This is a genomic window from Methylocella sp. CPCC 101449, assembly GCF_031921685.1.
Classification (GTDB): Bacteria; Pseudomonadota; Alphaproteobacteria; order Rhizobiales; family Beijerinckiaceae; genus Terripilifer.
Genome location: NZ_JAPDHU010000002.1, coordinates 574,119 through 588,446, shown reverse-complemented (window position 1 = coordinate 588,446; position 14,328 = coordinate 574,119). Strand labels below are relative to the sequence as shown.

The 14,328-nt window shown below is 62.8% G+C and carries 16 protein-coding genes; 8 read left to right on the top strand and 8 right to left on the bottom strand.

What is annotated here, in order from left to right:
• Nucleotide 1: 1 nt before the first annotated feature.
• Nucleotides 2-1,297, bottom strand: a complete 1,296-nt coding sequence (locus OIM99_RS13425) for an NAD(P)/FAD-dependent oxidoreductase (protein WP_311850925.1) — start codon at nucleotides 1,295-1,297, stop codon at nucleotides 2-4.
• A 108-nt stretch (nucleotides 1,298-1,405) separates the two neighbouring features.
• On the opposite strand from OIM99_RS13425, the gene OIM99_RS13420 reads away from it, so the two are divergent.
• A complete protein-coding gene (locus OIM99_RS13420; RefSeq protein WP_311850924.1) occupies nucleotides 1,406-2,122 on the top strand; it encodes a riboflavin synthase subunit alpha in 717 nt (238 codons plus the stop codon).
• Between the two features lie 82 nt (nucleotides 2,123-2,204).
• On the opposite strand, the gene OIM99_RS13415 is transcribed toward OIM99_RS13420, so the two are convergent.
• Nucleotides 2,205-2,903, bottom strand: coding sequence for a glutamine amidotransferase (locus OIM99_RS13415; RefSeq protein ID WP_311850923.1), 699 nt, complete (start codon nucleotides 2,901-2,903; stop codon nucleotides 2,205-2,207).
• 99 nt (nucleotides 2,904-3,002) lie between these two features.
• Nucleotides 3,003-3,377 carry a VOC family protein gene (locus tag OIM99_RS13410; RefSeq protein ID WP_311850922.1) on the bottom strand — a complete coding sequence of 125 codons (375 nt, stop codon included), beginning with the start codon at nucleotides 3,375-3,377 and terminating at the stop codon, nucleotides 3,003-3,005.
• Between the two features lie 235 nt (nucleotides 3,378-3,612).
• Here OIM99_RS13410 and OIM99_RS13405 point away from each other — a divergent pair, with 235 nt between their 5' ends.
• Nucleotides 3,613-4,278: a dihydrofolate reductase family protein gene (locus OIM99_RS13405; RefSeq protein WP_311850921.1), complete on the top strand. Its 666-nt coding sequence runs from the start codon at nucleotides 3,613-3,615 to the stop codon at nucleotides 4,276-4,278.
• On the opposite strand, the gene OIM99_RS13400 is transcribed toward OIM99_RS13405, so the two are convergent.
• Together OIM99_RS13400 and cueR are read right to left on the bottom strand one after the other, a co-directional pair.
• Nucleotides 4,275-5,105: an aminoglycoside phosphotransferase family protein gene (locus OIM99_RS13400; protein ID WP_311850920.1), complete on the bottom strand. Its 831-nt coding sequence runs from the start codon at nucleotides 5,103-5,105 to the stop codon at nucleotides 4,275-4,277. The two genes, OIM99_RS13405 and OIM99_RS13400, sit on opposite strands and share 4 nt — an antisense overlap.
• Before the next feature lie 4 nt (nucleotides 5,106-5,109).
• Nucleotides 5,110-5,520: a Cu(I)-responsive transcriptional regulator gene (gene cueR, locus OIM99_RS13395; protein ID WP_311850919.1), complete on the bottom strand. Its 411-nt coding sequence runs from the start codon at nucleotides 5,518-5,520 to the stop codon at nucleotides 5,110-5,112.
• Nucleotides 5,521-5,599: 79 nt separating this feature from the next.
• On the opposite strand from cueR, the gene OIM99_RS13390 reads away from it, so the two are divergent.
• Nucleotides 5,600-8,011, top strand: a complete 2,412-nt coding sequence (locus tag OIM99_RS13390; protein ID WP_311850918.1) for a heavy metal translocating P-type ATPase — start codon at nucleotides 5,600-5,602, stop codon at nucleotides 8,009-8,011.
• A 67-nt stretch (nucleotides 8,012-8,078) separates the two neighbouring features.
• Here OIM99_RS13390 and OIM99_RS13385 read toward each other — a convergent pair whose 3' ends face one another.
• Together OIM99_RS13385 and OIM99_RS13380 are read right to left on the bottom strand one after the other, a co-directional pair.
• Complete coding sequence (locus OIM99_RS13385) at nucleotides 8,079-8,981, bottom strand: GNAT family N-acetyltransferase (RefSeq protein ID WP_311850917.1); 903 nt, start codon at nucleotides 8,979-8,981, stop codon at nucleotides 8,079-8,081.
• 98 nt (nucleotides 8,982-9,079) lie between these two features.
• Nucleotides 9,080-9,550 (bottom strand): PaaI family thioesterase, encoded by a 471-nt coding sequence (locus OIM99_RS13380; RefSeq protein WP_311850916.1) that lies wholly within the window; start codon nucleotides 9,548-9,550, stop codon nucleotides 9,080-9,082.
• 55 nt (nucleotides 9,551-9,605) lie between these two features.
• Between OIM99_RS13380 and OIM99_RS13375 the strand changes: the two genes are divergently transcribed.
• From OIM99_RS13375 to OIM99_RS13355, 5 genes are all read left to right on the top strand, one after another.
• Entirely contained in the window at nucleotides 9,606-10,430 is an 825-nt protein-coding gene (locus OIM99_RS13375; RefSeq protein WP_311850915.1) for an enoyl-CoA hydratase, read from the top strand.
• A complete protein-coding gene (locus tag OIM99_RS13370) occupies nucleotides 10,427-11,221 on the top strand; it encodes a hypothetical protein (RefSeq protein WP_311850914.1) in 795 nt (264 codons plus the stop codon). The genes OIM99_RS13375 and OIM99_RS13370 overlap by 4 nt, the downstream gene beginning before the upstream one ends.
• Nucleotides 11,222-11,234: 13 nt before the next feature.
• On the top strand, nucleotides 11,235-11,756 hold the full coding sequence (locus OIM99_RS13365) for a CoA-binding protein (RefSeq protein WP_311850913.1): 522 nt from the start codon (nucleotides 11,235-11,237) through the stop codon (nucleotides 11,754-11,756).
• Nucleotides 11,757-11,818: 62 nt separating this feature from the next.
• Complete coding sequence (locus OIM99_RS13360; protein WP_311850912.1) at nucleotides 11,819-13,069, top strand: MFS transporter; 1,251 nt, start codon at nucleotides 11,819-11,821, stop codon at nucleotides 13,067-13,069.
• A 52-nt stretch (nucleotides 13,070-13,121) separates the two neighbouring features.
• On the top strand, nucleotides 13,122-13,823 hold the full coding sequence (locus OIM99_RS13355) for a class I SAM-dependent methyltransferase (RefSeq protein ID WP_311850911.1): 702 nt from the start codon (nucleotides 13,122-13,124) through the stop codon (nucleotides 13,821-13,823).
• Here OIM99_RS13355 and OIM99_RS13350 read toward each other — a convergent pair.
• Nucleotides 13,820-14,320 carry a GNAT family N-acetyltransferase gene (locus OIM99_RS13350; protein WP_311850910.1) on the bottom strand — a complete coding sequence of 167 codons (501 nt, stop codon included), beginning with the start codon at nucleotides 14,318-14,320 and terminating at the stop codon, nucleotides 13,820-13,822. The genes OIM99_RS13355 and OIM99_RS13350 overlap by 4 nt on opposite strands.
• Between the last annotated feature and the right edge of the window lie 8 nt (nucleotides 14,321-14,328).

Here is a 14,328-nt window from a genome sequence, read left to right as displayed (position 1 = left end):
CTCAAGCAACCGGATCGGAACGCGTTGGCTGTTTCGCTTCGGGCGCGCGGCCGCCCGATGTGATCAGGCGGACGTTGCGGCCGAAGCCGACATAGGACCAGACCCAATCGAACATCACCGTGAGGCGATTGCGGAAGTCGATCAGAAAGAAGATGTGGACAAGGCCCCAGAACAGCCAGGCCAGGAAACCCTTGAAGCGAAGCCAGCCAAGATCGACCACCGCTTCGCCGCGACCGATGGTGGCGAGACTGCCGCGATCGACATAGCGAAAGGCCGGCAGCGTGCGGCCTTTAAGCCGCGCGCCGATCAGGGCGGCGACATAGGCGCCTTGCTGCTTGGCGGCGGGCGCGATGCCCGGCACCTGCTTGCCGTCAGCGGTCATCACCCGCGCCGCATCGCCAACGACAAAAATATCGGGATGGCCCGGCACCGAGAGATCACCGGAAACTTCGACGCGGCCGGCGCGATCGAGCGGCACGCCACCGCCGAGCCAGGCGCCGATCGGCGAGGCCTTGACACCGGCGGCCCAGACAATGGTGCGGCAGGGAATGGTGGTCGTGCCCGCTTCGACGCGATCGGGAAAGCAACCCGTCACCGCAAGATTCAATTTTACATCGACGCCCAGCCGTTCGAGCCCCGCTTGCGCCGCCTTGGCCAGATTGGGCGCCATGGCAGGCAGCACGCCCGGCCCCGCCTCGATCAGCACCACCCGCGCGGACGTCGGATCAATATGGCGGAAATCATCGACCAGTGTGTGCCGTGCCAGTTCGGCGATGGCGCCGGCCATTTCGACGCCGGTCGCCCCCGCGCCGATGACCACGAAAGTGAGAAAGGCGTCGCGCACCACCGGATCGGTCGCCAGTTCCGCTTGTTCAAAGGCTTCGAGAATACTGCGGCGGATGGCGGTGGCGTCGTCGAGGGTTTTCAGGCCCGGCGCCACCTCAGCCCATTCGTCGTGACCGAAATAGGCGTGAGTCGCGCCGCTGGCGAGGATCAGCGTGTCATAGGCAATCTCACCGGCCTGCCGGCCCAAGACCACCTTGCGCGCCGTATCGATGCCGACGATCTCGTCGAGCAGAACGGTGGCATTGGCCTGGCGCCGTAGCACCGCGCGGATCGGCTGGGCGATCTGCCCAGGCGACAGCGCCGCCGTCGCCACCTGATAGAGCAAGGGCTGGAACAGGTGATAATTGCGCCGATCGATCAAAATGACATCGACCGGCAGTTTGCGCAGCGCCTTGGCCGCCGTCAGACCGCCGAAACCTCCGCCTACGATAACCACGCGCGGCCGCGCCATAATCGTCCTTTCGTGATCGCACCCGAGCCATGCTAGCACGACCGGGTGCGCCGCGCGCCGGTTTGTGCTTTAAGGCGCCCAGAGGGACTGAAACCGACAGGACGCAGCGTGTTTACAGGCATTATCCAGGGTATGGCGACCATCGCCGCGATCGACGATCACGACGAAATTCGCACCTTCAAACTGCATTTCCCCGAGGGTTTCAGCGAAGGGCTGGCCATCGGCGCCAGCGTGTCGGTGGATGGCGTCTGCCTGACCGTGACCGAATTGCTGTCGGCCGACAGCGCCAGTTTCGACGTCATCCTGCAGAGCCTGAATGTCACCACTCTCGACGCTGTGGCGGCCGGCGCTCGGGTGAACGTGGAGCGCGCCGCCAAGGACGGTGCGGAGATCGGTGGCCATCCTATGTCGGGCCATATCGATTTCTCCACGCCGATCGAGAGCGTCGCCACCGCCGAAGGCAATAAGCTGCTGCGCATTGCCATTCCACCGCAGTTCCGCCGCTATATTTTTCCGAAGGGCTATATCGCGATCAATGGCGCGAGCCTCACCGTTTCGGAAGTCAACAAGAGCGAAGGCTGGTTCGAAGTCTGGCTCATTCCCGAGACGCGGCGCATGACCACGTTCGAGGAGAAGCTGGCCGGCGATCGCGTCAATATCGAGATCGAACGCAACACGCAGGTGGTGGTCGATACGATGCGTGACGCCGTGCAGGAGAGCCTCGGCAAATTGCAGCCGGTGCTCGAAGCTTTGCTCGCTGAAAAAGGCTTGAAGCTTGAAGACTTCATTCAAGCCCCAGTGCAGATCGAAGCGAAACCCAAATAGCGTTTCAGTGTTTGATGGGATTATCAAACACTAAGAAGACGCGCCCTTGAAAAATCGCGTTTCTATCGAAACGCGATTTGCTCTAAGTAGTGCTCGCAAGCCATTCGGCGAACATGGCGCGCGCCGCCTTGGCGAGCGCCGGTCCGTGGCGACGCGCATCCTGACGGATCACACGCGGATCGATCTTCGCGCCGGCCAGCTCCGCCGCGTGGCCGATCAGCCAGGGTTCGAGATCGTGAGTCGTGTCGGCTTCCGGATGGAATTGCAGACCGAGCACGTTCGATCCAAGAGCAAAGGCTTGCGTGGCGCACACGGGAGTCGAAGCAAGATGAGCAGCGCCGTGCGGAATGGCGAAAGCATCGCCATGCCAATGCAACACATGTACGCCGTCGAGATGACGCAGCGGGCTCTTAGCGCCCTGCTCCGTTAACGTGAGCGGCGAAAAGCCGATCTCCTTGATGCCGGTCGCCGCCACTTTGGCGCCAAGCGCCGCCGCGATGAGCTGCGCGCCCAGACAAATGCCGATAAGCGGCTTGCCGCTGGCAAGACGCGCGCGGATCAATGCCAGTTCATCGCGCAGCACCGGATAGATATCCGTCTCATAGACACCGATCGGCCCGCCGAGCATGACGAGCAGATCGGGCTTCGTTGCATCGATGGTCAGCGCGTCCTGGCCGGCATCAAGGTAATTGAGATCATAACCTGCATCCGCAAGGACCTGTTCGAACGTACCGAGCGTTTCGAAATGAACGTGCCTGACCGCGACTGCCGTCTTTGCCATTTCATCCTCATGAGCGCGACGCCGGCAGCTTTACGCCGGCGAGCGTCAAGAGGCCAGCACGGCCGGCTGCGACATGCAGCGCGAATATCATCCTCCCTGTCACGCAGCGTCGGACAGAGCGTAGACGCGCAGGCGATGACCATCGGGGTCGAGCGCCAGGAAATTCAATCCGAACTCCTGCCGTGTCGGCTCTTGTGCGATACGCACGCCGCGCGCGGTCCAGTCGGCATAGGCGCCGTTAACCTCGTCGTCGTTGGCGACACGCAAGCCGATTTCCGCGCCACCCGCTGCCGCCTGCGGCGCCGGGGCAACCGTATGTTTCGACCACAGACCCAGCATCAAGCCCGTTTTCAAGGCGAAAAGCACGAAAGTCGGGCTGCTCTCGACCGGCGTCGCGCCAAGTAAATCTGCGTAGAAGCGACCGGAGGCTTCCGGATTTTCGACATAAAGCAACAGGTAATTGGGATGATTCATCAGGCCCTCCTCTTGTTTCGGACATTGTTGAGACACATGTCTGGCGAATGACCGGGGGCACTGCGGAAGCTAGCGATGATTGCTGTCAGCTATTGGCAGGAGGGCCACTTAGTCTGACGACCATTCGCGAAGAGCGAAAATTTTTGCCCTTCGGGAGATTTGCCTGTCGGATTGCGGCGGTTTCGCGCGTCCTTGAAACAGGCATCTGCCTCTTCGAATTGGAAAGCGCGGAACCATGAGAAAGATCATTGCTTCAACACTGATCAGCCTGGATGGCGTGATGCAAGGTCCCGGATGCCCGCATGAGGATCCGGTCGGCGGGTTCGTTCACGGTGGCTGGTGCGCACCGCTGTTCGATACGGATGTCGGGACTTTCATCGGCGACATCTACGCACGGCCGTTCGACCTGCTTCTCGGCCGCAAGACCTACGATATTTTTGCCGCCCACTGGCCCTATGTCGGCGTCGACAACGAAATCGGCGTTCTGTTTAATCGGGTATCCAAATATGTCGCCACGCGGTCGGAGCCCGAACTGACCTGGACGAACAGCCGTGCGCTGGGTCGCGACGTGGTTGGCAATCTGCGTCAGTTGAAGAAGCAGAACGGCCCTGACCTGTTGGTGCAGGGATCGAGCGATCTCTTGCAAACCCTGTTCGCGCATGGCCTGGTCGACGAACTGTCGCTGCTGGTCTTCCCGGTCATTCTCGGCGATGGCAAGCGGCTGTTCGGCGCCGGCACGACACCAGCCGGACTGCGGCTCGCGGATTCGCGCATCTCGTCCAATGGCGTGGTGATGATGACCTACCTGCCGGATGGACAAGTAGAGACCGGTTCGTTCTCGCTCGAACACCCAAGCGAAGCCGAACTGGCGCGGCGGCGCGGACTGATGGAGTTTGCCTAACCGAGTTCGGCCAAGGCCAGCTTCATCACACCCAAGTCGATATCGGCGGTCTGGTTGTCATCGAGAAACCAGACGGCCGACAAGCCCGTCCAGGCGACAAGCCAACGCAACATCCGTTGTCTCTCGATATTTGCCTGGGCACAAATGCGTGCGAGACGCGCCTTGAACAGATGCGGATCGGTCGCAGTCGCCAGATCGGGATTGCAGAACAGATTGGCGTAATCGAAAGCGCGATCGCCGATCAGCGGCTTGGGATCGATCACCAGCCAGCCCCGTTCGCCAAAATCGATGATGTTGTCGTGGTGCACGTCGCCGTGCAACGGCACGATTTCGATCTGCGCCGCAAGCAGTTCCTTGGCGACGACCAGAGATTGACCGAAAGGCTCGCCATATTTTTGCGGCGCCGGGAAAAGATCGGCGAACCACGGTTCGAGCTCGACCAATTGCGGCCGTACCGCCTCCAGCCGGGCGGCGCTACGTGGCTGATGCAAAGCAGCGATGGCATCGCAACCGATGCGGGTTGCTTCGTCGTCACGTCCCTCACGCACGAGCTGCGAGAGCGGCCGTAGAACGCCCTCTGGGCGTTCGAGCAATAATGCACCCTCATGTTCGCCGAGAACGCGCGCCGCGCCCTCCCCGGCCCAGAACTGCATCAATACGCTGCCGGCTTTTTCGTATTTCTCGAACGGCAGTTTCAGCATGGCCGGCTCACCGTTGCTGTCGCGCACCGACATGAGATGGCTGCTGTGCGTGGAAAAGGCTTCGCCGTCCTGTTTCAGGCGCCACAGGTCGAGATAGAAATCATAGTCAGCCTTGGGAGTAGCCATAGTGTTAGCTGAGCGAACGGCGCGCGGGCGCTCCGGCGAGATCCTCAAGGATCGGACAATCCGGCCGTTCGTCGCCATGGCAGGCATGAATGAGTTTGCGCAGGGTCGTCACCATGGCCTGCATTTCAGCGAGCTTGCCCTCCAGGTCAGAGAGATGGCGTGCCGCCACCTGGCGCACGTCACCGCTCGGGCGCTCACGGTCGCGCCACAGAGACAGAAGCTCGCCGATTTCCTTCATGGAGAAACCAAGCGAGCGGGCGCGGCCGATGAAGCGCAGTTCGTGCACATCCTGCTCGCCATATTGGCGATAGGTGTTGCTGGACCGGGCGGCCGGCCGCAGCAGGCCGATCGACTCGTAATGGCGGATCATTTTGGCGCTGACACCGGAATGTTCAGCGGCCTGGCCAATATTCACGACAAACTCCATATACCCGTTGACCTTCCCATCGTGGGAAGGTGTAACTTGCCTGGGACTTGTAATCAAGGATTCCCTGATGGCCACGCACAATCATCAAGAACACCAACATCATAACCACGATCACCACGGCCATTCGCATGGCGCCGCGGCGCCCGCCTGCTCTCATTGCGGCCCGGCCCCGGCCAAGGCTGACGACGGCAAAGTGAAGGATCCGGTCTGCGGCATGACCGTCGACCCCGCCACTGCTAAGCACAAGGCGACCTATAAGGATCAGCCCTATTTCTTCTGCTCGGGCGGCTGCAAGACCAAGTTCGAGGCCGATCCGCAACGCTATCTCGACCCGAAGCCGCAGCCCAAGCCCGCCGGCTCCGAGACGGACATCTACACCTGCCCGATGCACCCGGAGGTGCGCCAGGTCGGCCCCGGCTCCTGCCCGATCTGCGGCATGGCGCTGGAACCGCTCATGGTCTCCTCCGAGCCGGTCGAGAACCACGAATTGAAGGACATGACCCGCCGGTTCTGGATCGGCCTGGTGCTGACCCTGCCGGTGTTCGCGCTGGAAATGGGCGGCCATCTGTTCGGCTGGACCCATGACATCGGCATGCAGCGCTCGAACTGGATTCAGCTCGCGCTGGCAACCCCCGTGGTGCTGTGGGCTGGCTGGCCGTTCTTCGTGCGCGGCTGGCAATCGGTGCGCACCGGCAATCTCAACATGTTCACCTTGATCGCCATGGGCACGGGCGTCGCCTGGAGCTACAGCATCATCGCGACATTGGCGCCGCAGATTTTCCCGCCGGCCTTTCGTGGCCATGACGGCGCGGTCGCGGTCTATTTCGAAGCCGCGGCCGTCATCACCGTTCTGGTGCTGCTCGGCCAGGTGCTCGAACTGCGCGCCCGCGACGCCACGGGCGGCGCCATCCGCGCGCTGCTTGATCTGGCACCGCGCACGGCCCGTCGCATCAAGGCCGACGGCAGCGACGAGGAAGTGACGTTGGACGAAATCGTCGTCGGTGACGTGCTGCTCGTGCGGCCGGGTGAAAAGGTGCCGGTCGATGGCGCGGTCAGCGAAGGCCGCAGCGCGGTGGATGAATCCATGGTGACGGGCGAATCCATGCCGGTGACCAAGACCACCGGCGACAGCGTCATCGGCGGCACGCTCAACCAAAGCGGCGCGCTGCATATCGAAGCGCGCAAGGTCGGCCGCGACACCATGCTGTCGCAGATCGTGCAACTGGTGTCGGAAGCGCAGCGCAGCCGCGCGCCAATCCAGCGTCTCGCCGACCAGGTATCGGGCTGGTTCGTGCCGGCCGTCATCTTCTGTGCGCTCGTCGCCTTCGTCGCCTGGTCGGTGTGGGGGCCGGAACCGCGCTTCTCCTACGGACTCGTCGCGGCGGTCGCCGTTTTGATCATCGCCTGTCCCTGTGCGCTCGGCCTCGCCACGCCCATGTCGATCATGGTCGGTGTCGGCCGTGGCGCGCAGTCGGGCGTGTTGATCAAGAATGCGGAAGCGCTGGAGCGGCTGCAGAAGGTCGACACCCTTGTGATCGACAAGACCGGCACATTGACCGAAGGCAAGCCTGCCGTCACCGCCATCGTGCCAGCCCAAGGCTTCAACGAAGCCGAACTGCTGCGCCTGGCGGCAAGCGTCGAACGCTCGAGCGAACACCCCCTCGCACTGGCCATCGTCAAGGCAGCGCAGGAACGCGGCATCGCGCTCGCCAAGGTCAGCGACTTCGACTCGCCCAACGGCAAGGGCGCCATCGGCACCGTCGATGGCCATCGGATCGCGCTCGGCAATGCGCTCTTCTTCGGGGAGTTGCGTGTCGGCATCGAAGCGCTGGCGGCCGAGGCCGAAAAGCTGCGCGTCGACGGCGCCACGGCGATCTTCGCCGCCGTCGACGACAAGCTCGCCGGCATCTTCGCCATCGCCGACCCGGTGAAGGCTTCGACGCCGGCGGCTCTGAAGGCGCTGCGCGAAGCGGGCCTGAAGATCGTCATGCTGACCGGCGACAACCGCACCACCGCCAAGGCGGTCGCGGCGAAACTCGGCTTGACCGATGTGGAAGCCGAAGTGCTGCCGCAGGACAAGAGCCGCATCGTCGAGCGCTATCGCAGCCAAGGCCGTATCGTCGCCATGGCCGGCGACGGCATCAACGACGCTCCCGCGCTCGCCGCCGCCGATGTCGGTATCGCCATGGGCACGGGCACCGATGCGGCCATTCAGAGCGCCGGCGTGACTCTGCTCAACGGCGATCTCACCGGCCTGGTGCGTGCCCGCGCGCTGTCGCAAGCGACGATGAGCAACATCAAGCAGAACCTGTTCTTCGCTTTCGTCTACAACGCGTTCGGCGTGCCGGTCGCGGCCGGCATTCTCTATCCGGCCTTCGGCATCCTGATCTCGCCGGTGATCGCCGCCGCCGCCATGGCACTGTCGTCCGTCAGCGTGATCATGAACGCGGCGCGGTTGCGGGCGACGAAGCTGCCATAACATCGATCCCGCTCCCCGATGCTCGTCGGGGAGCGGGCTATTCCAGATCGCCGCACCAGCTTGGTGACTACATAAAACCCGGGTTTCGCGGCAGATATTGCGTCCAATCGCCATAGCCCGGCGATGCCATCAGCAACATGGGAAAGCTGATGCGCATACCCTGATTGACTGCAAGGCTGAGCGCGCCATCGCAGGTGCCTGGCAGGAAGGCCGAAATCTTTTCCGTCGGGCGATCTGCCGCCAGCTTCAGCGCCGTCGCAAAGGCATCGCGAAGCATCTCGGCGCGCATGACCGCGACGGGGCCAACGTGTCCATTGGCGGCAATATAACCGTAACCGATGCAGTCGCTGCCGATGTAAAGCAAGAACCCTGTGCTTGCGGGATCATCGAGCAAATAGCGGTGATGCTTCTCTCGCGAAGTGCCGATGGCGATGGAATCGATCTCGATCAGTTTTGCGATGGTCGCAACGCTCTTGTCGATCATAACGGCGCGCAGCGACGTTTCCGGCAACTCCTTTGCCACCCGCTCGCGCGCGGCATTGAAAAAGTAAATCGGCATCTTGGGAAAAAGGCCGTGCCTTATGTAAAGGCCCTGCGAGACACGATTGAAGGTGAAAGTAATCAGCGCTTTGTGAGCCGCCCTCGATTTGCGGGCGTGCTCCATGGTTCGTTCCAACAGAGCGTTTCCGATGCCACGGCCCTGTTGGGCCGGATCGACGAACAACTGGGCGAGGAACCAAACATCACCGCAAACCCAACTCCAGGCGAAGCCAAGAATGTTCCCGTCGTCCTCTGCGACCCAAAGGCCTTCAGGGTCGTCCTTGAGCGAGAACAACTGGAAGTTGGGTGGGCTGGCCGTCGCCATCGGGCCAAAGCCATGCCGAACAGTGAGATCGTTGATGCTAGCCACCACGAGCGCTTCGGCTCTCGCCAAATCGTCTGCCCGCGCTGATCTGTAAACAAGCGACATTGGACAATTTCCGCGAAAGGCTTCTCGATCGAACGCGAGCCGCCAATTATAGCAGCCATTCTTGGTTGCCGTCCCGAGTTGCGCGAAGCCTTCTGAAGCTACCTCGGCGGCACCGAATAAGTGGCGGTGGCGTGGGCGACCGGATCGCTCTCGCCTTCGCTCGTCATCCAGACATCGCCGACGGCCAGGCGCTGGCCGAGCTTCATCAGGCGGGCGGTGCCGATCAGGTCGCGCTGGGCCGGTTTGCGCAGGAAATTGATATTGAGATTGGTGGTGACCGACAGCGCGCCGGCGCTGAGGCCCGCCTGCTCGGGATCGTCGCCGACGCCGATCTCGCCCAAAATCGCGACATACATGGCCAAATCAGCCAAAGTGAACATGGCCGGGCCGGAAATCGTACCGCCGGGGCGCAAATGCTGGTCGGAATAGACCAGCCGCAAAGTGGCCGACAGGGGCTCCACCGCCTCGATACGGAACCCAGTTCCCATTCCCGCCTGGGGAAAATGCCGCTGAATGAAGGCGTCGATCTCCGCTGCCGTCATTTTGCGCCGCGAGGCGACTTGATCCATGGCCGTATCCGCTGCCCTGCTTTAGATTGTCCTCCAACCAAACCCGGAATCGGCCATGGTCACAACCCTGACGAAGGATCAAGCCCTCAGCCCAGCGCCGCTGCGCCGCCGCGACGACGGGCCAGTCGCCATTCTGACCTTGAGCGACCCGCAGCGTCGCAATGCGCTCTCGCTTGCCACCATCGCCGCCCTGCAACAGGCCTTCGATGCCATCGCCGCCGACGACAAGGCGCGGGTCGTTGTTCTGGCCGCCGAGGGACCGGCGTTCAGTGCGGGCCATGACCTCAAGGAACTGACCAGCCATCGCGGCGACGACGACGGCGGGCGCGCCTTCTTCGAACGGACGTTTGGCTCGTGCGCGACGATGATGCAGGCGATCGTGGCTTTGCCGCAGCCGGTGATCGCCGCCGTCGAGGGAGTCGCCACCGCCGCCGGTTGTCAGATGGTCGCTGCCTGCGATCTCGCCATCGCCGGCGAAGACGCGCAATTCGCCACGCCCGGCGTCAACATCGGCCTGTTCTGCTCCACACCGATGGTGGCCCTGTCGCGCAATGTCTCGCGCAAACACGCGATGGAGATGCTGCTCACCGGCGATCTGATCGAAGCCGGCGAAGCGGCGCGCATCGGCCTCGTCAATCGCATGGTGCCGAAGGGTACGGCGCTGAGCGAAGCCATCGCATTGGCGCATAAGATCGCCGAAAAACCGCGCTCCACCATCACATTGGGCAAGCGCGCCTTCACTCGGCAGTTGGAGATGCCGCTGGCGGAAGCCTATGCGCACACCAGCCGCGTCATCGTCGAGAACATGCTGCATGCGGATGCGGCCGAGGGCGTATGCGCCTTCATTGAGAAACGCATGCCGGAGTGGAGCAAAAGGTGAAAAGACTTGCTCTGCTTGTCGGCTTAACTTGGATGCTGGCTAGCGCAGCATACGCGCAGGCCCCACGCGCCTACGCCCCCACACCCGTAACCTTCGACCATTCAGCGGCCGGCGATCCCGATCTCACGGCGTTGATCGTCACATTGAAGGAAAGCGTCGGCAACAGCGATCTCGATCCGCTGTTCAAAGCGCTATCCGCCAATGTCGCAGTGATCACCTGTCCGATCGATCCGCTCGTATCCTGCGCGCCCGGCAAACGCGGCATCCGCCAGGCGCCGCAAAACCTCTCGCCCGTCGAGCGCATTCGCCAGGGCCTGTGCTGCGCCGGCATGGCGAAGAACGAAATCACCGAGGATCTGCGCAAGGAGACGGTGACCGGCCTCATCGCCGCGGCGCTCGAAGCCGAAAGCATCGGCGCCCATCCCGACGTGCCGGGCCTTGCCTGCCTACCCGCATGGCCGATCTTCGATCGCGCCAAGGCGGAAGCCGCGGTGCGCGCAACGCGTATCGACAAGGAAAATCTGCGCGTCACCACCGAAGAACTCGTGCTGCGGGCGAAGCCCGCCGCCGATGCGCCGGAAGCGGCGCGGCTGCCGGCCGGTCAGATCGCTCCCTTCATGACCGACCTCGATCAGCCGCCGCCCGACGGCTGGTATGCCATTGCCCTGCCCCAGGGCGGCATCGGCTATTCCGACCAGGTCGGCCTCAATGAACTGACGCCGTCGGGCCTGTGTTTCGCCAAGGAAACGAGCGGTTGGAAGATCGCGCTTTTCGTCATGCGCGATCAGTGACACATAGAGACCCATGAACCACGACCGTTACGACGACGACTATATCCGCACCATTCTGAAAAGCGTGAAGACGATCGCCATGGTCGGTGCCTCGGCCAATGACGCGCGCCCATCCTATTTCGTCTTCAAATATCTGCTCGGGCGCGACTATCGCATGATCGCCATCAATCCCGGCCTCGCCGGCAAGGAGCTGCTGGGGGCGCCCTGCTATGCCAGCCTGAAGGATGTGTCCGAACCGATCGACATGGTCGACATCTTCCGCAATTCGGCGCAGGCCGGCGCCGCCGTCGACGAGGCCTTGTTGCTCGATCCGTTGCCGAAGGTGATCTGGATGCAGCTCTCCGTACGCGACGATGCAGCGGCCGAGCGCGCCGAAGCCAAAGGCGTGAAAGTGGTGATGAATCGCTGTCCGAAAATCGAATACGGCCGCCTCTCCGGCGAGATCGGCTGGACGGGCGTCAACTCGCGCATACTCTCATCCAAGAAACCGGCGCTGGCACGGGGCTTCCAGAAATTCACCATCGACCGGCGATGACGACGCTCAAAGCATAAAGAAAAACATCCAAGAAACAAAAATAGAGGAAACGCAGGGGCACCATGTACCATCAGATTCCGCCGCTCATCCGCCGCAACACGGCCCTGTTCGCACTGACGCAATCCTTCACCGGCACGGGCATGCAGTTCGCCTATGGCTTTGGGCCGCTGATGGTGATGGAGCTGACCGGCTCAGCGAGCCTCGCGGGCCTTTCCGTCAGCCTGATCGGTCTCAGCCGTTTTCTCGTCGCCTATCCCGCCGGCAAAGTGACCGACGCTTACGGCCGTAAGCCCGGCATTCAGCTCGGCCTGATCCTGGCGTTCTGTGGCTGCCTGATCCTGTTCCTGGCGATGAACAAGCAGAGCATCGTCATCTTCGCAATCGGCCTGCTGATCTTCGGCATGGGCATGAATGCCTCGCAGCAGTTGCGCGTCGCCGCCGCCGACATGTATCCGCCGCGTATGCGCGCACAAGCGCTTGGCTTCGTGGCGCTCGGCTCCCTCGTCGGCCTCGCCTTCGCGCCGATCCTGATCTCGATCTCCGATGCGGTGGCGCCGCGCCTCGGGCAAGATCCGCTCGGTCTGCCGTGGCTGATGCTGCCGATCGTCATCGTCGCCGGCATGATCATCGCCAATCTGGTGCGGCCCGATCCGAAAGAGATCGGCATGAACCTGCAAAAATATTATCCCGATTATGTACCGCCGCCGCAGTTGGAGCGCGCCGCCGCGCAGCCGTTCAATTCGCGCCTGCTGTTCGCCGACCGTCGGTTGCTGATCGCGACCGTTTCGAACAGCGCCGCCAACGGCAATATGTCTATTGTCATGGTGCTCACCTCTTTGGTGCTGCACCATCATGGACATTCGCTGCTCGCCATCGCCATTTCGCACATGTTTCATTCGGCCGGCATGTTCGGCTTCACCATTCCACTCGGCCGCCTCGCCGACCGCTTCGGCCGCGAAGCGGTGATGTTTCCCGGCGTGGCGACGACCATCGTCGGCGCGCTCCTACTGGCCCTGACTTCAGCCTGGTGGAGCGTGACGTTAGGCACCTTCCTCGTCGGCATCGGCTGGGCGGCGGCCAATGTGGCGGCGACGGCCTTGATCGCCGACCACGCGCCGGCCGAACATCGCGGCCGCGCCATCGGCGTCAACGACAGTTGCGCCGGCGCAACGAGCGTGTTCGCCGCTCTCGTCACCGGCCCGCTGATCGACTGGAGCGGCCTACCGGCCACCGGCCTCACCGCCGTGCTGCTAGCGGCGATCCCGTTCGTCTTGTTGCTGGTGCGCAAGCCTGCGGCGCAGCCACAGGCGTGAGCCACTGATCAGTGGTTGACAGCCGCCCCTCAAATGTAACAATCATAGTTACATGATGAGCGATAACCATTCGCCGGAGGCGCACAGTCCCGCTTCAGCCGCTTTCAACGCGGCCCACGCGGGGACTTATGCCGAGGGACCGCCCCGGCAAGTGCCAGGCTTCGCCGGCCTTCAGCGCATGACCTCGATGCTATTGGCGGAGCGTGTCTCCGCGCAGGGACGGGTTCTGGTGTTGGGCGCTGGTGGCGGCTTGGAGTTGAAGGCTCTGGCCGACGATCATCCCGGTTGGACATTCGACGGCGTCGACCCGTCAGCCGACATGCTTCAGGTGGCGCAGCAGATAGTGGCGCCACACGTGGCGCGGATCCATTTTCATCAAGGGTACATTGACACGGCGCCCAAGGGTCCATTCGACGGCGCTACCTGCCTGCTGACGCTGCATTTCGTTGCCCGCGATCAACGCCTCGAAACCTTGAGAGAAATCCATCGCCGTCTGGCGCCAGGTGCCCCGTTCGTCGTGGCGCATATCAGTTTTGCGCAGACCGAACCCGATCGATCGATGTGGATCGCGCGCCAGATCGCCTTCAGCGGAACCGATCCTGCGAATGCTGAAAACGCCAAGCGGGCGATGGCCACCAAGCTCTCCATTCTGTCGCCAGAAGAAGACGAAGCGCTGCTGCGCGACGCGGGGTTCTCGAACGTCGCTTTATTCTACGCCGGCCTGAGTTTCAGAGGCTGGGTGGGCTACGCCTAGCTCTCAACATCCGCGATCATATATTTGGCGCTCTCGCCATAGCCCGCCAACTTGTCGGCGAGCGCCTCCACCTTGCGCGTGCGAAACCCATAGCGCGACCACATCACGTCGGTGCCATAGACCGAGACACAGGCGAGCTTGCGGAGCGATTGGCTCGTGGCCAGCGCTCTGAGATCGGCGATCAGATGACCGGCCGCGCCGTGGCCGCGCGCCCCGGGATCGATGGCGACGTCATGCACATAGAGACAATCAGGCGCCGGCGGCAAACCCCCAAGAAAGCTGTCGAGGGCTGGAATGTCGTCGAGGCGCCAGGGATGGGTGATGCCATAGCCGAGCAGCCGCCCCTCCTTCACAAGTTTGCGGCAGCCCACCGGAAACAAGTCGATCTTTTCGGCGAAGACCGTTTGGCGCTCCGGCAGGCCGGGATGCAGGGCAGCGGAGAGACGGCCGACCTCGTCGAGATCGGCCGCGGTCAATGCCGTCCATTGCGCCTGCATCGGCCCGG